Origin of the sequence: Paenibacillus sp. 1_12 (assembly GCF_900114475.1) — a bacterium.
GTDB lineage: Bacteria > Bacillota > Bacilli > Paenibacillales > NBRC-103111 > Paenibacillus_S.
Genome location: NZ_FOTE01000010.1, coordinates 39299 through 57643 on the forward strand (window position 1 = coordinate 39299; position 18345 = coordinate 57643).

An 18345-nucleotide genomic window follows, 5' to 3' on the forward strand; every position below is an offset into this window, starting at 1 on the left:
TTCGGGACTCGCTGGTTCTCGTTACGATCTACATCGCTTATGCTTTGCTTAATGCTTGGTGAGAAGGCGACCTCCTTTGTTTTATTTTTACAATACTTGGAATTAGTAAGCTTATTTTCAATTTAGAGGGCTGCGGGTCATACTTCAACAATCCATTTTCCTGTTGGCAAACTGTTTTCTTATGCGTGGACAACATCAGCTGCAAGCTATTTTCGCAGGCCATACTTAATTCGTTTAACAGGAATTATACGTTAGCGCGGGGATATACTTTTGGTCATCGTCTTTGTTCTACAGCGAACGGAAGAGCGCAGCGGAACTTATTCATCGGACTTCCCGTGGACGAAGTATGAGGAGAATTTTATGAAATGACTTTTATTTAGTGGAGGTGCTCCTTGCACCAGTTTCAAATTACTTAAAAGCACTTTTCACCTTGCGATAATCTCCAGGTGATACGCCCGAATGTTTTTTGAAAACTCTGCGAAATGAGATCGAACTGACGTACCCAACTTTTTCGGAAATATCCTGAATCGGCCAATCGGTCTCACACAACCATTGCTGTGCTTGACGCATGCGGATTTGGGTCAGGAAATCAATAAATTTTTCCCCGAACTCCTCTTTAAATACATGACTAATGTATTTGCCATTCATACGAAACTGTTGTCCAAGATGCTCAAGAGACAATTCCGGATTCATAAAGTTTTGCTCGATATATTGTTTAAGCTCCCTAAGTAAATCATGAAGGTGAGCACGATTATGGAAGGTCTGCACACGCTGAAACAAATTATTCAGTACTTCCGTAAACTGCTGCTGGATTTCTTCCAAAGTTTCGAACTGATCCATTGCCTTCTCAAGACCTTCGAGCTCTCCTTCCTCTCGCCAGTTGCTTGTCTTCGGTATTTTGCTGAGCTCTTTGTTTAAAGAGCAGATGAGATCATTCAAAACGATCAGAATAAATTCCCTGGAAAGCATGTCTTTTTTCATTTCGTAAAAAATGGTTTCCAGACACTGCTGCCATTTTTCTTGATAAATGCCAAAGCTTTCGATCAGTTTAAGCAGAAGCTGAACGTATTTGAAACGGTCCTCCTGAGAGTGCAGGTCCAAATCCTTTTGCTGAATAATTCGATTATGGCCAAGCACCGCCTTGTATTGGAGTGATCGCAGCGCTGCTTTGTAAGAAAGCGCAATATCAACGGGCTGCTCGGCCACCGTGCCCAAGGCTATCGTCACTGTGTACTTGATGTTCGCCTTTAACCACAGCTGAATCTGTTCACAGGCTTGAAAAATCAAGTCACTTGTCGTCTCCTCCTCATTCGGCCTGCTTACAATGGCACTCAGTTGGTGATCTGTCGTCCATTCAATCCAAACCGATACTCTATGATTATCCATTACCTCATGGAAAGCACTTGCTATGACAAATTTAATCAAATATTGATCGTGTTCACTATAAGCATGAAAAAAATCAATACTCCGATCAATTTCCGCTACAATAACGAGCTGTTGATGAAACGTATCACTCATCTGGAGTCTGCGCATTTGAGAGCTCCATTCAGGCAGCTGTATTTTATAAGCACCTCTCAGCATTTCGTGAAAAAACAACTTTTTGCGAACTCTCAGCTCATCTTCATACTGCTGGGCAAGCTGGTTCGATTGCTCCATCAAGCTGCCCAGAGCAGTGCCAATCACCTTAAATTCATCGATCTTATTTCCGCCTACAATCGGTTTAATCGGCTGCGAATACGCATGTATCCGGGAAAGAAGCTCATCAATCGGCTTATAGTTTTTGCGTGTTACATATAGAATAGAAATCACACCGAGTGTAAAAGCAATGATACCAAGAATGATCCAAAAACCCGAAACCGTTGAGGCGACACTAATCAGCGTTCCCGCCATCAAGCCGCTGCGTATGACCCAGCCTGTGTATGTAGAGGCTTCCGCCGAGATCATCTGATTGTCCTCGATCTGTGAATCCAGCCTATGACCGTCATCGAACAGCAGCTCCCCATTACGATCGAACAAACTTACAAACCGAAATGAGGTATGATACAGCTCCAACACCTTTTTCTGCAGCTGAGTAGTGCTCACATTGACAACAAGCACACCTTTTTCCACATTAGATGGGGAATGCCGAACAAGACTGACAACCGATCTGGAATCCATCCTCTCAAACTCACGAAATTTACGCAGATTCGACCACTGATTCGGGTAGGCCTCCTGCTTCATTTGTTGAACAAAGGATGCGTCCGTAAAGCTTTCCCTTCCATTCAATATATTGCCGTTAAACACAAACTGATCATGATAACGAACCAAATAGATCGAATCTATCAACGGATTCATCTGCTTCAAATTTTTGATTTTCTCTGAAATTTTATAGTTCAGCAGGACATCGCCTGACTCGGTTTCTTCAAAAAATTGTTTGAACAACTCATTATTCAATAATTCATTAATAACCAAATAATCAATGGATTGCAGTGTAGCGTCAATATAGTACAGCACCTGCCGAGTAAACACTTGGTTCGCCATCGATAGATCCTTTTTATTTTGCTCTGCCAATGTTTGAAAAAACACGAAAAATAAAAAGCAGACGACAATCATAAACATCGGAATGTACGACCATAACATCCGTTGGTACCATACTTTTTTCATTGCAACCCCACCTTTGGGTACATTTGGTAATTTTATTATAAGACGAACGGAACTAACATTTAATGGTCAATAAGAACCTATTGTTGCACAATACAAATAACTTGCAATTGTTTACGATATCCATTTAAACTAATGTCACTTATATATTGGAGCAAAGGAGTCCCACCATCATGAATTGGCGTTCACCCTATGTGTTATTAGTTTTGGCAACCTGTCTGTGGGGCGGAAATTTTGTGGTTGGAAAGGTGCTTGTAGCCGATATCCCACCTATTCTATTAGCTACATTGCGATGGTGTATTGCGTTGATCGTGATAACACCGATATATGGCAAGGATGCCTGGACCCATCGTGCCCTGTTTTTCGAAAAATGGAAAATGCTAACTTTCCTATCGCTGACCGGAGTTGCAGGCTTTAATACGCTTGTCTATATGGCTGTACAGTATACGAGCTCGATCAATGCGGCGGTCATGAATGCAGCAACGCCTATTCTGATTATTATGGTTTCATGGGTGATGCTTAGAGAGTCCATCAGCTTGAAAACCATACCAGGCATAGGCTTATCCATGCTGGGTGTGCTCTGGATGATCACCCGCGGCAGCTGGGATGTATTGGTTAACCTTTCCTTTAATCAAGGTGATTTATGGATGCTCGCAGCGATTTTATGTTGGGCGTTGTACTCTGTTGGAATGCGACGATCTGCTAAACAAGTCCCAGCTCATGCATTATTTGTGTATACGATTATCATTTCAGTCGCACTTTTAATTCCTCTTTCCATCGTTGAAGTGATGCTCGTTAAACCTGTTTTGCATATTTCGCTCGGTATGGGCTCAGGTATCGTCTATATTGGAGTATTCGCTTCGTTAATCGCATTTTCAGCATGGAATCAATCGATAGCGATGATCGGACCTGCCCGCTGTGCAGGATTCCTGAACCTTATTCCCTTATTCAGTACAATCTTTGCTACCGCCTTCACCGGAGAACGTATTCACATTTACCATTTTGCAGGGGCCGCCCTGATCCTCACAGGTATCTATGCAGCCAATCGAATGCTGAAACTCAATTCGCCTACTCCGTAAAAGTGTTTTGTTTCTAATGCTTATATAGACTTTTTTAAAATACATAATTATACTAAATTTAATACAAATGGAGCCTATAACTACTCAAGGGGTTGAACAAAACGATGAATCATAGTTCTTGGGAAAGCTTGATTTATGCGGAGTCAGAGCAAGAACAGGCTGAGTATCAGCAAATGGTGCACCACGGCGGTTATTCCACTTTTCATCAATTGTTGGAGGGGATTAAACACAAGCTGAAGTATATGCAGGATGCAGAGATTGAACAGGTCAAGGGTTGGCTTGATAAGGGGCAGCGATTATTTCCCGAGCCTGGCGTTTTCAGTCCTTCCTGGCTGCATATATGGGATGAGCTCAAACAAATCATTTCCATTAAATCTGATATCATGTCAAGGATTCCGCTTGCAGACCGAGATGGGGAATGGCAAATTCTTATCGATAATCCGCTATCCATTCAGGAAATCGTATGCCATCCCGCTTTAAGCTTTGATGAGGCCGCTTATTTGTACAGTTATTTTCGACCGGGGCTTGAGAAAAATGAATACATTCGACTGCAAAAAATTATTTCCCTAATTACCGATGTTGGCGATTGAAAGCGCTATCTGTATGCTATCTCTGCTTAATCTGTTGATTCGTGGAAGGTAATCGAAGTAAAATGTCGAAGCTCGTACTGTTTTATCGAGTTGTGCGCTTACCCGGGAAATAATGAAAATAGTACAGAAATAACCCCCGATTTCCTGAACTGGATTCGGGGGTTGTGCTCATTCAGAGGTACCTTTGCTTACAATTGCTCAATGGCTATTAATCTTTAATTCATAACTATTAAGAGTTGACCTCTTGCTGATTCCGAATCTTAGGCAAGCTCATCTCATTATCCACCTGTGATTTCTTCCAGGTCCATGTCAATGCCGCAGCCACAAAGCCGAGGATGCCGGCAAAATAAAATCCACTATTCAAACCACCGAATTCATTGAGCCATCCTGCCATAAAAGGTCCGGCAAACATTCCCATTGCATATACGGCCTGATAAAAGCCCATCGCTGTAGCACGTTTCTCAGGCTGTATGTGCTGAATAACGAGCCCAAGCAGCAATGGGAAATGAAGACCCTGAAAAAAACCGTTAAAGATCTGTGTAAGAAGAAGCATTGAAAAGCTATTAACCAATGGCATAACCACTGTACATAATGCACTGCATACAAATGCAACCGCCACAACCTGCCAAGAGCCAAATTTGGGTGCCAGTACTCTTCCTGAAAGGAAGGAAGTCAACGCGTGTGGGATCATGAATGCAAATACGAGTACAGTTAAGTCGAGCTTATTGGCTCCAAGCGCAAGGGCAAGTGAAGGCGTAAAGCCGAACATCGTAATAAATAACACGCAGTGCGCTAGGATGGATAACACAGAAACCTTCAGGAGAAGCGGCTCCTTCATTACCTGCAGCAAGCCGCTGAGTCGAATAGGCTGAAGCGTTATACTTTGCTTCGGCTCACGAATGCCAATGCTAACAAGCAATCCAGCTACACCAATAAAGCTTCCTGCCCAGAAGGTGGCACTCCATCCCCACTCCTCAACCAAATAACCGCTTATCCCCATCCCCAGTAACTGGCCCGCCGCCGTTAACAAGCTAATTAACCCCATTGCCCGGGTCATGTGTTCTTGTCTAAAATAGCTCGCGTATAATACTGTAAAAGCCGCCCAGGTTGAAGCTCCGATCCCGGACATAATCCTTCCAGCGAGCGCCCAGCCCATATGCTCTCCCCAAGCAAAAAAAATGCAGCTTAGCGAGGTTGCTAGCATTCCAAGCATCATAAAGGGTTTTCTTGCCTTCAACCGATCAGAAGCAATACCGAGCGGCAAGCGAAGAACAATTTGGACGAGACCGTAGCTTCCCAATACCAATCCGGCAAAACTGTAGGATGCGCCCAAGTGCTCCAAGTATGGCGAGAGAATTGGGACGTACGTATACAGTGATGCCCAGAAAGATACCGTAACAATAATAAAAATAATATGCTGCGCCCTGGAAGGCGTCGTGCTGTTTAAATCACTCATTCTGTTTCTCCTAATAGCAATTACAAGCTCAATTCCAAAATCTCATGTACGGCATCCGCATCCAAGCTTTTGAACGAACCCACTGTACCAAAACGCACGGTTTCTTTGGCCATCCGATCAAGCTCTTTCCCGTCAATCTTCAAGTCGCCAAGAGTTGCAGGAGCACCGATTCTTGTGAAGTAATCACGTGTCGCTTGAATACCTGCCAATGCAATTTCCTCATCAGTTTTACCTGCTGGATCCACCTGCCACACACGTACGGCAAATTGAACAAAACGATCAAGCCGCGTGTTAAACACATATTTCATCCAGTTAGGGAATACGATAGACAAGCCTTCCGCATGGGCTATGTCATAGATAGCACTGATTTCATGTTCGATCATATGAGTGGACCAATCGTTTTGCATACCGACACTGATCATACCACCGTTCAATGCATAGGTTCCACAGAGCATCAGGTTGGCACGCGCCTCATAATTATCAGGCTGTTTTAGAGCAATCTCTCCATTCTCGATTACGGTTTGCAGAATGGATTCACATAATCTTTCCTGTAATGGAGTGTTCGTTGTTGTAGAAAAATATTGCTCAAAAACGTGTGACATCGTATCGACAATACCATTTACCGTTTGGTTAGCAGGCACTGAATAAGTTAAGGTTGGGTCCAAAATACTGAATTTCGGATAAGCATGAATGCTTCCGAATGCTTTTTTAAGATTTTCCTCCCAGTTGGTAATGACAGAACTACCGTTCATCTCCGAGCCGGTTGCTGACAGTGTCAAAATCGTTCCGAGTGGCAGAGCTGACGTGATCTGAGCTTTATGCATCAGAAAGTCCCATACATCCCCTTCATAAGGAACACCAACAGCGACTGCTTTGGCTGCATCAAGGACACTACCGCCGCCTACTGCCAATATGAAATCCAGTGAATGCTCACGGCATAGCTCTATGCCTTTGCGGACTGTTGAAACGCGAGGATTGGGCTCTACCCCGGATAGCTCATGCACGACTGCACCGATTTGCTTCAGCTGCTGCTGAACCTGATCATATAAACCGTTCGCTTTGATACTGCCGCCGCCGTAAACTAATAACACCCTTTTACCATATTCGGCCAATTGCTCGCCCAGCTTGTTCACAGTACCGGCTCCAAATAGAATCCGAGTTGGATTTTGAAATTGAAATGAATTCATTAGTACGCCTCCGCTTCTATGTATGCATCCTGTGCATCCGTTTGTTTTGTATATGTTCCTAAATCATTATAGCCTTTAGCTCTACATTTTAAAATAACTGACCATTGCTTTACCAACTTACCTAAAGGTAACCCGCCGAATTATAACCATAAGGAGTCCCATATAGTTCTAGCCTGACTACCCAGGGGGGTTACAAAGGCATTCCACAGCAAAACCAATGTCAAGGTGATACATACATTTTCCACCAGAAAGCCGCTGAACTTGCCCGTACTCATCAATGGAATCCTGAGCTTCCACTTAAGCGGAGGGATAGGCTGTATACCATGTTTCGTTAACACATCACAGAGCAAATGAAGCGAATAAGAAACCGCGCCAGCTATCCACAAGGGCATAGCCAATTGAACAGATGCTGCATAAAGCAAACCGCCCCAGATGGCAATGCCATATATCGAGTGCGTCAAGCCGCGGTGCGGAAGTACGGAGCAAACCATAAGCAGTGCTCCGACTGCAGCCAGCCAAGGGCCTCCATCAGCACCCAAATACAGCAGCAGACCACCGAGAGCGGCCATCAGCAATTGACGAAATAATCGGTGATTGGCCAAACAAATCGCTATTAACAAGATACCGATACCATAGCTGAACGGAAGGAAAAAGGATTGCAGATACGCATATACGATCCACCCTACCCCAATAGCTGCAAGCAGCCACTTTAACTTCTTTATCAAGGAATTGGGAACGGTCTTTTGCAATAATAGGCTATTTGGTTCATCAATGTCAGGAAGCAGTGAGCTAATCAAAGCTATGGCAAAGCCAGGCAATGTGACACCCTGACCAATCAGCTGCATGAGGGACATGGTAACTCCTGTGCTTACAATCAGATGGGTTCGTCCCGTCATAATAATACTACGCTTCCTTTCTTTAACAAGTTGTAGATGAACATGATGTTCATGCTGCGTTTAGCTCTCATTATTATAACATGCTCACTCACTTTATGCGAACACACGTTCACATGCCCAATAAAAAAATAACAAATAAATAAATTGATGATTACCATTCGCAGGCTGTTTGAAGTTGGTCTAAGAGGTTTATATATTTCTTAGAAGAACACTAAAATAAAAGAGGAGCTAATCCTATGAGAACATCATCTAAAGCAAACAGCAGCGAACTATTGGAACAATTGGAAGCGGTCGATTTTGCCTTAGTCGACATGATTTTATATTTGGATGTAAATCCCAAAGATTCAAATGCATTAACTCAACATGATGAATTATGTGAACAACGCAAAGAAATTCGCAACCAATTGGCACTTGCGAATGGTATTGCTTTTAATTATGAATCCAACCGTAAAGTGGCGTGGCCGTGGGGCCAATCTCCGTGGCCATGGTAACGATCTCCTAAATCATATTGTAGAATTTATTCCTTGAGCTTATTGGCTAAATCGCCATTGCTCAAGGTTTTATTGCTTTCAGTCACCTTTTTAATGTCAGCCTCTGGTAGATCCCTTTCAAGAAAATCGGCCCTTGAGACAGATATCTGCATCAAGAGCCGCTCTTTAAAGTGTATTTATTGTTTAAATGTAGCAATCAACCGTTTGGCAACACCAGTTGGAGTTGTAATATCCTCATAGATGTGAAGAGTCAACGGATAATCGAGCTGCTCAGATTTGATATCGCTAAACGTGATCGTCTGTGCTCCATTGATCAATTTACCTGTACCCTGCAGCTGTTGTGTCGTACTTCCCAATACCCGATCTCTGCCATCCACAATTTCGAATTCCATTTGGGCGAATGTATTATCGACAATAACCTCTGCAGCTTTTTGGATATCAAGACTCAGCTTAAGCTTATACGTATAAGCATTGGAGCTGTATACGGACGACAAGTCCCATTCTTCAATATTTACGGTATAAGGATAAAACGAAAGTTTTTTGCTTACTGCCATTGGATCATCTTCTCCTGCTTGATTAACGGCTACCTTGTAATCGGCGATAGGCAGTTTTAATTTTAGCGAATTGGATGTATCCAGAATACTCAATTTAAATGTACCTTGCGCCGATGGCGGCAGCATATACGAATAGCTGTACACATAGGCTGAGTCCGGAATCAGCTGTGTTAGAGAGGTCGTTTGACGTGTACCAGGGAAAGCAGTTCCAGAGCTATCTGTTAAAGTGGTATCAAATGTTGGCAGTGCCAGCGTGTCATTGCTTTTATTCAAAAATTTAAATTTTGCAACGACGGTCTGATAACCATTGTCCGCATTGGTATGCCCATTCAGTTCCACCATCGAAACTTCCAAATTATTATCGATGACATGACTGCCTGTATAGAAAGTAAATGGCTGTCCAAGATCGTACTGTGGTATCGAATTCAGGTTGGAAGCAGCTGCAAGACCTTCTTGAAGACTGACAATTGCTATTGGCAATGAGCTTGTAATCGATGAAGAACTGTTCGATTGAGAAGCTGTTGACGTATTTGTTGAATTGTTGGATGATGTTGTTCCATTTGCTGACGTGTTCGCCGTATTACCAGTCGTTGTTGAATTGGTTGTTGACGAGTTGGCAGTTGATGCTCCAGTTGTTGTACCTGAAGTGTTCGTATTGGATGTCGTTGTGTTATTTGATGTGGTAGCTGCACCTGTTCCTGAAGCTTTACGGCTATCTGATACCAGGAATTGAAGCTGATCAGCTGCTATCCCTTCTGGGAGTACAATCGCAAATCGGTAAATACCGGATTCTCCTGGAGCAATATATGCGTCTGGCGAGACAACAGTCTCTGCACTCACAGATAACCCTGCGTCTGTAGACATTAACGTGCCTAATAATGATGGTGTCTGCAAGGTGCTTTTGCTATCGTTGTGAATAACAGCCGTAATAAGTGCACCTTTTTTAGTGGAGATCAGTTGTTCCTCTGCCTTTTGCAGTTCCAAGGTTACACCTGTCCGTCCTTGAATAAGGTAAGGCGTGCGGTCTCCCATTTTAACTAACTGAAATAATGAAGACAGGGACAGCTTGCCAAACGATTTAATACCAGTATTATCGAGTGAAAGCTCCAATGACATTTTATCTGTAGCTGGTGCCGTATCCATGCTGGCAGTTAACAATACATGCTTGGTTTGACCTGCATTAATGGTGCTGCCATCTATGGCATTAGATGTGAATACGATTGTTCTTCCTTGTCCGTCGCGAAGCAAATATTTTAATCCCGATGGCAGAGTAACCGTCTCCGAACCTGTAGGAGTTACAGTAGTATCTACCAGCACGGTCCATTTTCCATCCTGAGGTACCGTGATCGCTTTGACAGCCTGGATGGAGACATAAGAGCTTGCTGTTAATGAAGTGTCTACATCGGCGAGGTTCAGTAGTAGCTGCTGAGCTTGTTCACCTAACGACTGTGCATTCGCTACGGAAAGCGAGCCTACATCCTGCATACTGGAGCCATTACGCTGAAAAACAGTAACCTTCAAATCGCTTGTTTGCAGCGAACCAGGAATCGTTGCTACATAATAGTAACCTGCCGCTGTGTGCGGTGAAACCAGGGCATCGGCAGCTTGACTCATTTGTGCATAATAGCTGCCACCTGAGGTCGAGGTCACTTTAATACCATACTGATTAAAATCAACAACCGAATCGCCATCATTGTTAAGCTTGACGTTAAATCGCATCATCTGGGAGTCAGCGCCTTTGGAAATTGAAGCTTCCTCCAATGTAAAGTAAACAGAATTGTTAATAAACACGCCTTCCTTGCCAGCATAAGTAATCGAATTAGTCCATGAGTAGAAAATCATGGCCAGCATGGATACGATAAGAACCGCAATAAGAGCCTTATGTGCTGGCTTTCTTCCATCACGCAATTGTTGAACAACCATATTGTAATTCCTCCTTAGAGTTTGCGAAGCAAACTGTCTTCGTAAGCATCATCTGAGTTTGCGAAGCAAACGTGTCTTCGTATGCATTGTCTGATTTTACGAGCAAACCGTCTTCATAAGTATCAATATTCTACATAATGAACCTTTTCACATCTATTAATCGGTACGTAAAGCATCGATTGGCCGAAGCTTGGAAGCTTTGTTGGCAGGATATAAACCGAAAATAACTCCGACCAGAACAGAGAACAAAAATGCATACAAGCTGATATCAAATGAAACGACAGTTAACTGCTTAGGATTGAAATAAGGCCATATCTTAGCTAAAGTAACACCTAATGCCAGCCCAATGAGTCCTCCCAAACCGCTGATTACGACAGCTTCAAATAGAAATTGCAGCAAAATGTTCCTACGCTTGGCCCCTATCGATTTGCGAATACCAATTTCTCTCGTACGTTCACTCACTGTAACCAGCATAATGTTCATAATCCCTATCCCTCCAACCAACAGGGATATGCAAGCGACACTCACCAGCTGACTCGTTAACGTATTTGAAGCTTCCGTACTTGCTGTTAATAGCTGATCTTGGTTCGTAAAACGAAAACCGTTGGCGCTTTTAAATTTATAGGTCAGGAATGAAGTCAATGTCGCTTGTGCTTTAGTAATGTCTTCCTTTGTAGTAGCTTCAACATAAGTAGTCCGTATAGCGCCCAGGTTCAGCTGACGTTGTGCTGTAGTGAGCGGTACGATAGCAGAAGTATCCGCAGAAGCGCCGCCTATCGTGGAACCCTTCGCATTAAGCACACCAACGACCGTGAATTGAAAGCCGTTGATATTAATCTGCTTATCCAGTGGATCGACATTACCGAATAGCTCTTTGGCAACTGTTGTGCCAAGAACAGCTACATTCGTCCGCAAATCCAGATCCGATTCCGTAATAAAGCGTCCTTCCTTAAGTGAAGCCTTCAAAATGGTCATATATCTTTCATTTGACCCCATGACCGTATAGGAGTCTTGTGTTGTGTTGTATTTGATGTTGATGTTGGAAGTAACCGTTGGGGCCATTGCGCTGATTTCCGGAAATTGTTCAAAGGTCATTATATCCTGATAATCCAGCTGTGTAGCGCGGCCCGTATTCAATAAATTCACGACCAGCAGGTTCGTACCCATATTTTCATATTGCTTGGCGATCTGGGCAGATGTGCCTTGCCCGATTGCTACCAGCGTTACAACAGAGCTGACACCGATGATAACTCCAAGCATCGTAAGTAAAGTTCGCATCCAGCTGGCACTAACGGTTTTGAGTGCCATCCGCAGCAATTCTGTAATTCTCATACCGTTGCCTCCAGCGCCTTCAATTGTCGCAACTCAGGCTCGTTCTCCATATCACTGACTATTAATCCATCTCTTATGGTAACAATACGTTTCGCATTCTCAGCAATATGCTGGTCATGGGTAATCAAGACAATCGTATTGCCCATTTCATTTAAATGCAGCATCAGTTCCAGCACCTCTTGCCCGGTTTTGGAATCCAAAGCTCCGGTCGGCTCATCCGCCAGCAGCAAGGAAGGACCAATGGCCAAGGCACGGGCAACGGCTACCCGCTGCTGCTGCCCACCCGATAGTTCGCTTGGACGATGATGGGAGCGCTGTGCCATACCGAGCAGCTCCAGTGTTTGCATCCCTTTTTCTCTGCGTTCTTTTTTGGAGATACCAGCGTAAATCATAGGCAGCTCCACATTCTCGATAGCTGTCAGCCGCGGAAGCAGGTTGAACTGCTGAAAGATAAACCCGATTTTGCGGTTCCGTAAGCCTGCTAGTTCATCGTCCTTCATCTTCTCTGTAGCAATACCATCGAGATTGTACGATCCGGAGGTAGGTACATCGAGTAATCCAATCATATTCATCAAGGTCGATTTACCTGATCCGCTGGGACCGACAATGGCCACAAACTCGCCAATACCGACTGAAAGAGAAATGTCTTTTAATATGTGAAGCTCTTCAATTCCACGAAAATAGGTTTTTCTAATTTGTGTCAGTTCGATCATTTTCATAGGTCATCACCGTCCTTTCGAACTATAATCATCGGCCTCCTCCTCCACCCGGGAATCCTCCTCCTCCTCCTGCAGGGAATCCGCCAGCACCTCCGCCACCGTTGCCGTTTCTTATGCCCTGCTGATACTGATTTCTCAGAGCGTCGGTTTCCGACTGGGAAAGCTTCCGCTGTGGAGCCGCTGTCTGATTGACAAGCACATCACCGGCAGCAAGGCCATCCGTAATTTCAATTAGCGTGGAGCTGTTTGCGCCAATTTTAACCTCATGCTCGGCTTCAATGGTTCCATCTTCTTTTTTCAATGAAACTGTCTTTTTACCGTTGCGTGTTTTTACATTTTCCACTGGAACGACAAGCACATTTTTCTTATCCTCGATGAGAATATCTGCCGTAGCGGTCATCGTATACTTAAGCTCAGATGCATTGTTCAATGTCACCACGGCTGTATAGAAGGTCACTCCGTTCGTAACCGTACCCACGGTAGATACCTGTGTAACTTCCCCATTAAAAACTTTGCCCGCAATGGCATCAACCTTAACCTCTGCTTTTTGGCCTACTTTGATCTTGGGGAGATCCAGCTCATCTACTTTGACGGGCAGCTGAAGTGTATCCAGATTGGCTACTGCACCCAGCTGTACATTACTTGCAATTGTAGTTCCAACTGGATAGGAGGCAAGAACATTTTTCTTTTGATCAACGAAATCGGTCGAGAATACACCGTCAAAAGGTGCGTACACCTTCAGCTTTTCCAGCTGATCTTCCAAATCCTTGATGCTTTTTAGCGACTGGGTAATCTGATTTTGTTTATTCGTAATATCCTTTTGCAAGGTGTCACTCACAATGGTACTGATCAGATCACCTTTTTTGACCATTTGGTTTTCTTTGATCACTAATTGGTCAATATTACCAGTAACACCAGCCATCACGTTTACCGAGTTTTTATATTGCAGCGCGGTCTGTACTTTGGATTCCAGCTTCAAGCCGTCAACTGTAATCGCACCCTTGACATTTTGTCCTGCATCCATAGTTCCATCGTTGTCCACGCGAATATTCACATCATCGAGATGATTGCCTTTGGCATCTGATTTGACGGATTGTGAAACGGATGTGACAACACCTGACTTGGTCAGCATAAAGCCATCAATGGTCAACTGGACCAAATCACCCGCTTTAATTTGTGCTGCTTCCTCCTGAAGAAACGGGAGTGCTGCCGTTAACGTATCTATACTGGCAATCGTAGCAATTTTAGTCGTTTTGGAAACGCCAGCACCCTCACTCACTGTTGTCGCCAAAATTAATTTCCCGCTAGCGGATGCATAAGTTTTCAAAGCTCCTGCCTGGGTCTGCAAATCCTGCATATCCGACTCATATCCGCTTAACGTAAGCCTTGCTGAATCCAGCTTTTCATCCAGACTCGAATCGGACACCTCCAACAGCAAATCCCCTTTTTTGACGGTTTGATTTCTGGTCAGGTTAAGGGTCTTAATCATGCCTTCCTTGGGAGGGACAATCGTTTGCTGCTCCTGCGGCTCCAATTGAGCCGTACCGGAAATGGCTGTGCGCACATTTCCTTTTTTTACGGTATAGGTCGTTTGTTGTACAGCTACCTGCTTCGTTCCGAGCAGTGTATCCTTTTTCATATAGGCGTATGTACCTCCGCCGCATACCAGAATTGCCGCCAGTGTGATAATAATCACTTTTTTCTTGTTCATGAAGGTGCCTCCCTAACTGCTATGATAATAATCAACATTGATTTCGTTCCATTTGGATCCAAGCGAGGCTTTATCACCATAATAATGAAGCTTGCTATGCTCATCGATCAATATAACTTCACAATAAGCGGCGTGCTCAGCTATCATTGACAACCCTTTATCCGAACCGAGCTTGGCTATAACCTGAGCCCAGATTGCACATTCAACCGGATCTATTCCAGTTACTGTACAGGCATTAGGGAATTCTGTTTCTGGCACTTGTGTTGTATAGGTTGCAAGAGCTCCTTCTGACAATGACACCGTGGCGACCAGCCCCGTTGGTTGTCCCGGCTTGTTAATCCCGATTACCCAAGGATCAAAGCTCTCGATAGGTCTGCCCCATACTTTATAGGAATCCCCTACACGAAGCAGACCCTGTTTAAGCTTCATCCGGTGCTGAAACATTTCGGCCAATCGCTGTAAAATCCAGTTCTGAACAATGCTATCCAGCTCCAGAGTCGTTTCCTCCGGAAGGCGTACCGATTTCGTATCCGAATCGAGTGAAAGCTGAAGAGGTAAATGGGAAGACGAACTAACCAACGGGTTATACATATTGCCGGTTACTTTCCGATACGTTTCGGTGAGCGCCAAAATCTCCATCATTGGATCCGACACCTTGCAGCGTTCCCCGGACAACGTATTTAAATGGTTTAATTCACTATGAGGAAAGTTTTGGCCAAATCGAAATTCGGTGTCCCTGAACCATCCCACCGCCAGTCTTTCAATAGCTGCGATTTCCTGATCTTCGGCCCAAATCATAAAGTCCACATTCGTATTCAGCGCTTGAAAATGAAACCGATGAAACATTTCAGAAAAGCGATTCGATGTGCTGGCTATCATGACCCTCCCCCTCTTTCCTCTGCTAAACCTTGCTGATGATTTCATTATGAAGGGCATACCTGAAATAAACTTGATGATTGCCTGAAAAATTGCTGAAGAACTTTAGGCTATTAAATAACCGAGCATTCAGCAAACTTTCAGCTAACGTTCAGAAAACTCCAATAACCCGACCTTGCGAGGTCGAGTTTGTCATTTTTTTACATTAAATTCGGATATCAATCGAGCTGATTGCTGAGCTATTGGATGCTGCTTCAGCCTCGCTTTTGTTCTTTGTACTGTTGGTTTCATTAGGGTTTATACCACTTGGTGTGCTTGAGCTATTGGCAGTTTTGTTCTTTTGAGCGATTTGACGGTCTATCACATCAATTTGCTGCTGTATAATTTGTGCCTTCTGCTCCTTAATCTTAGAGTCCTCCTTGCTATCCTGGAGCTTGCTCAGTTCACTTTGTAATGCTGCTTTTTTCTTCTCCAAATCGCTTGTGTTACTGCTGTTCGTTGAGTAAGAAGCTGAAGAGCTTGGAGAAACAGAAGAAATGTTCACAGTTTCACCACCGATGTATGAGATTATTTTCCGCGCCAGTTGAGTTTACTCTTCTCAAAGCCTAGTAACCTGAGCGCTACCTGAAATTTACCTGAAGATTTGCTTAAGAATACATTTTCAACGTATTTTCAGTTATCTTTCAGTGGTATTTCAGTTCAGAAACAGATACTATAACCATAACGCTTGCTTGAGGGGGATAAACAATATGCAGCCACTAAAAGGTATTAAAATATTGCTTGTCGATGATGAGCCGAATATCCTGCAGTTTCTGGAATTAGGATTACAAAATGAAGGCTTTGAAGTGAAGTGCGCCCAGGATGGGATCGCGGCTATTAACCTAATTAAACAGTTTCAACCACACGTCGCGATACTCGATGTCATGATGCCGGGTATGGATGGATTTGAAGTATGCCGGATGCTGAAAAAGACGGAAAATGTTGCCGTAATTATGCTGACAGCCAAGGATGAGGTCGATGATCGGGTGAAGGGTCTTACACTTGGTGCTGACGATTATATGGTTAAGCCTTTTAGCTTTGATGAGCTGTTAGCCCGCATACACGCAAGAATCCGCAATCAATTTCCCAATTTATTTGGGGAGGTCGTCATCGGTCCTTTCCGAATTGATGATCGCCGTAAAGAAATCAGCTTGGAGAACCGAGTATTGGAACTCTCTCCAACGGAATATGAGCTGTTAAAATTTTTGGTGCTCAATCATGGTCTTGTGCTAAGTAAATCCATGATATTGGAAAAGGTGTGGAGCTACGATTTTGGAGGCGAAGAAAACATTGTAGAGGTGTATATTCGTTCCTTAAGAGATAAGCTTAACGACAAAGATCGCCAGTTGATTCGGACTTTACGTGGATCGGGGTACCGGGTGGATCTTTCATGATAGCGAAAAAAGAATTTAAATGGAAGCAGTTCTTTGCGCCAAATTCGTTAAAAATCCAGCTATTGTCCCGATCACTTATCATTCTTGCCGCTCTACTCGTCCTGATCGGGGTGCTGCAGTACGTATTTATGAAAGACATTATTTACAAAAATAAAGCGACAAGCGTCCAAAGCCAGATTATGTCGCTTCCGCGTGACGCCTGGCAGCAAGCTGGGAGAAACAATGAGAACGGAAATTCGCGCGCATCCTTTTTCTTTATGCCGGAAACGTCCTTGGCCTTCATTGATGCTGCCGGCAATTACACGGCATTGGCAAGCCGTTCAGGAATAGAAAATGGCCCCCGGTTGGAAACGCAGGAATATCTCGAAGCATTGAAATTCAAGAAAAAACCTGAATTGAACTACCGGGTTATGTTGGATGACAATGGAGTCGAGTATTTAGTCGTTTTGCAGCCAGTATTCACCGCTCCTGGGCAGATGAATGGATTAGTGCAAGTCAGTACGATGACGGGCCCGCTCAAAGAGCTGCTTATTCGTCAGATGCTCACCTTCCTGCTGCTATCTGTTGCAGCCATGGTGTTTGGTTTACTCGGATATTTACCCTTGCTGCGTAAAACGCTCGTTCCCTTGTCCAACATGGGCAATACGGTTGAGCAAATTAATGCCGGGAATTTGGATCATCGCTTCCCGACTCATCAAGGACAGCTTGAGGTCGATCAGCTGGCAGAATCATTTAACGGGATGCTGGAGCGGTTGGAGGCCTCCTTTCAGGCAGAAAAAGAAACCCAGGAGCAAATGCATCGTTTTATCGCAGATGCTTCTCATGAGCTTCGTACACCTCTGACTTCTATTCATGGGTTCCTCGAGGTACTAATGCGAGGAGCTGCCAACAATCCCGAACAGCTGCATAAAGCTTTGAAAAGTATGCACGGAGAGTCCGCACGGCTGAATAAATTAGTGAATGACCTACTACTCTTGGCCAAGCTTGATCGTACACCACAAATTCTGCTCAAAGAGGGCTCGTTGGATGCCGTCATACGTGAAATGGAGCCTCAGCTTCATATTTTGGCAGGTACACGCAAGCTTACTTTACAGGTTGAGCCTCAGATGGTTTGCAAATTCGTGACAGACAACATGAAACAGGTCGTTCTCAATTTGTTTCAAAATGCCGTCCAGCACACAGATCCTGAAACTGGACATATCGAGGTTTCCTTAACCAGCAAGGATCAGGGTGTGGTGCTGTCCGTTAAAGACAACGGCCCTGGTATTAGTGAATCCCATCTTCCCTATGTGTTTGATCGTTTTTATCGCAGTGATTCTTCGCGGGCACGCCAATATGGCGGCGCGGGTCTTGGCTTATCTATTACCCAATCGATTGTTGAATCCCATCATGGAACGATTCATGTAACCTCTAAGTTCGGTCAAGGCTGTACGTTCCATGTGTGGATCCCTGCGTAAC

Annotated in this window: 15 protein-coding genes; 5 read left to right on the plus strand and 10 right to left on the minus strand. The window is 44.1% G+C overall.

Features of this window, described 5'->3' with window-relative positions:
• Positions 1–408: 408 nt before the first annotated feature.
• Entirely contained in the window at positions 409–2643 is a 2235-nt protein-coding gene (locus BM210_RS21170; RefSeq protein ID WP_091173154.1) for a helix-turn-helix domain-containing protein, read from the minus strand.
• Between the two features lie 170 nt (positions 2644–2813).
• Between BM210_RS21170 and BM210_RS21175 the strand changes: the two genes are divergently transcribed.
• Positions 2814–3719, plus strand: coding sequence for a DMT family transporter (locus BM210_RS21175; protein WP_091173157.1), 906 nt, complete (start codon positions 2814–2816; stop codon positions 3717–3719).
• A 104-nt stretch (positions 3720–3823) separates the two neighbouring features.
• Positions 3824–4309: a hypothetical protein gene (locus BM210_RS21180; protein WP_091173160.1), complete on the plus strand. Its 486-nt coding sequence runs from the start codon at positions 3824–3826 to the stop codon at positions 4307–4309.
• A gap of 229 nt (positions 4310–4538) precedes the next feature.
• Here the strand turns inward: BM210_RS21180 and BM210_RS21185 are convergent, their stop codons facing one another.
• The 3 genes from BM210_RS21185 to BM210_RS21195 all read right to left on the minus strand — a co-directional run bounded on the left by BM210_RS21185 (position 4539) and on the right by BM210_RS21195 (position 7848).
• On the minus strand, positions 4539–5765 hold the full coding sequence (locus BM210_RS21185; protein WP_091173163.1) for an MFS transporter: 1227 nt from the start codon (positions 5763–5765) through the stop codon (positions 4539–4541).
• A 20-nt stretch (positions 5766–5785) separates the two neighbouring features.
• The gene (locus BM210_RS21190; protein ID WP_091173166.1) at positions 5786–6952 is read right to left on the minus strand and encodes an iron-containing alcohol dehydrogenase; all 1167 of its coding nucleotides are present in this window, start codon (positions 6950–6952) and stop codon (positions 5786–5788) included.
• 140 nt (positions 6953–7092) lie between these two features.
• On the minus strand, positions 7093–7848 hold the full coding sequence (locus BM210_RS21195) for a metal-dependent hydrolase (protein WP_091173168.1): 756 nt from the start codon (positions 7846–7848) through the stop codon (positions 7093–7095).
• 236 nt (positions 7849–8084) lie between these two features.
• Between BM210_RS21195 and BM210_RS21200 the strand changes: the two genes are divergently transcribed.
• Entirely contained in the window at positions 8085–8339 is a 255-nt protein-coding gene (locus BM210_RS21200; RefSeq protein WP_091173171.1) for a spore coat protein CotJB, read from the plus strand.
• Positions 8340–8515: 176 nt separating this feature from the next.
• Here BM210_RS21200 and BM210_RS21205 read toward each other — a convergent pair whose 3' ends face one another.
• The 6 genes from BM210_RS21205 to BM210_RS21230 form a co-directional block, all read right to left on the minus strand.
• Positions 8516–10816, minus strand: coding sequence for a hypothetical protein (locus BM210_RS21205; protein ID WP_091173174.1), 2301 nt, complete (start codon positions 10814–10816; stop codon positions 8516–8518).
• A gap of 156 nt (positions 10817–10972) precedes the next feature.
• Positions 10973–12148, minus strand: a complete 1176-nt coding sequence (locus tag BM210_RS21210) for an ABC transporter permease (protein ID WP_091173176.1) — start codon at positions 12146–12148, stop codon at positions 10973–10975.
• Positions 12145–12867: an ABC transporter ATP-binding protein gene (locus BM210_RS21215; protein WP_091173179.1), complete on the minus strand. Its 723-nt coding sequence runs from the start codon at positions 12865–12867 to the stop codon at positions 12145–12147. Before BM210_RS21215 ends, BM210_RS21210 begins: the two co-directional genes overlap by 4 nt.
• Before the next feature lie 28 nt (positions 12868–12895).
• On the minus strand, positions 12896–14578 hold the full coding sequence (locus BM210_RS21220; RefSeq protein ID WP_091173181.1) for a permuted SH3 domain-containing protein: 1683 nt from the start codon (positions 14576–14578) through the stop codon (positions 12896–12898).
• Positions 14579–14590: 12 nt separating this feature from the next.
• Complete coding sequence (locus BM210_RS21225; protein ID WP_177237931.1) at positions 14591–15457, minus strand: FAD:protein FMN transferase; 867 nt, start codon at positions 15455–15457, stop codon at positions 14591–14593.
• A 202-nt stretch (positions 15458–15659) separates the two neighbouring features.
• Positions 15660–15998, minus strand: coding sequence for a FlxA-like family protein (locus tag BM210_RS21230; protein ID WP_177237932.1), 339 nt, complete (start codon positions 15996–15998; stop codon positions 15660–15662).
• Positions 15999–16203: 205 nt separating this feature from the next.
• On the opposite strand from BM210_RS21230, the gene BM210_RS21235 reads away from it, so the two are divergent.
• Both BM210_RS21235 and BM210_RS21240 read left to right on the plus strand, forming a co-directional pair.
• Positions 16204–16887 (plus strand): response regulator transcription factor, encoded by a 684-nt coding sequence (locus tag BM210_RS21235; RefSeq protein WP_091173190.1) that lies wholly within the window; start codon positions 16204–16206, stop codon positions 16885–16887.
• Complete coding sequence (locus BM210_RS21240; RefSeq protein ID WP_091173191.1) at positions 16884–18344, plus strand: sensor histidine kinase; 1461 nt, start codon at positions 16884–16886, stop codon at positions 18342–18344. Before BM210_RS21235 ends, BM210_RS21240 begins: the two co-directional genes overlap by 4 nt.
• The last annotated feature ends 1 nt before the right edge of the window (position 18345 follow it).

What these genes read in the sequence shown, in the direction of transcription:
- BM210_RS21170 (WP_091173154.1), bottom strand. Translation starts at nt 2,643, where the DNA reads ATGAAAAAAGTATGGTACCAACGGATGTTATGGTCGTACATTCCGATG.
- BM210_RS21175 (WP_091173157.1), top strand. Translation starts at nt 2,814, where the DNA reads ATGAATTGGCGTTCACCCTATGTGTTATTAGTTTTGGCAACCTGTCTG.
- BM210_RS21180 (WP_091173160.1), top strand. Translation starts at nt 3,824, where the DNA reads ATGAATCATAGTTCTTGGGAAAGCTTGATTTATGCGGAGTCAGAGCAA.
- BM210_RS21185 (WP_091173163.1), bottom strand. Translation starts at nt 5,765, where the DNA reads ATGAGTGATTTAAACAGCACGACGCCTTCCAGGGCGCAGCATATTATT.
- BM210_RS21190 (WP_091173166.1), bottom strand. Translation starts at nt 6,952, where the DNA reads ATGAATTCATTTCAATTTCAAAATCCAACTCGGATTCTATTTGGAGCC.
- BM210_RS21195 (WP_091173168.1), bottom strand. Translation starts at nt 7,848, where the DNA reads ATGACGGGACGAACCCATCTGATTGTAAGCACAGGAGTTACCATGTCC.
- BM210_RS21200 (WP_091173171.1), top strand. Translation starts at nt 8,085, where the DNA reads ATGAGAACATCATCTAAAGCAAACAGCAGCGAACTATTGGAACAATTG.
- BM210_RS21205 (WP_091173174.1), bottom strand. Translation starts at nt 10,816, where the DNA reads ATGGTTGTTCAACAATTGCGTGATGGAAGAAAGCCAGCACATAAGGCT.
- BM210_RS21210 (WP_091173176.1), bottom strand. Translation starts at nt 12,148, where the DNA reads ATGAGAATTACAGAATTGCTGCGGATGGCACTCAAAACCGTTAGTGCC.
- BM210_RS21215 (WP_091173179.1), bottom strand. Translation starts at nt 12,867, where the DNA reads ATGAAAATGATCGAACTGACACAAATTAGAAAAACCTATTTTCGTGGA.
- BM210_RS21220 (WP_091173181.1), bottom strand. Translation starts at nt 14,578, where the DNA reads ATGAACAAGAAAAAAGTGATTATTATCACACTGGCGGCAATTCTGGTA.
- BM210_RS21225 (WP_177237931.1), bottom strand. Translation starts at nt 15,457, where the DNA reads ATGATAGCCAGCACATCGAATCGCTTTTCTGAAATGTTTCATCGGTTT.
- BM210_RS21235 (WP_091173190.1), top strand. Translation starts at nt 16,204, where the DNA reads ATGCAGCCACTAAAAGGTATTAAAATATTGCTTGTCGATGATGAGCCG.
- BM210_RS21240 (WP_091173191.1), top strand. Translation starts at nt 16,884, where the DNA reads ATGATAGCGAAAAAAGAATTTAAATGGAAGCAGTTCTTTGCGCCAAAT.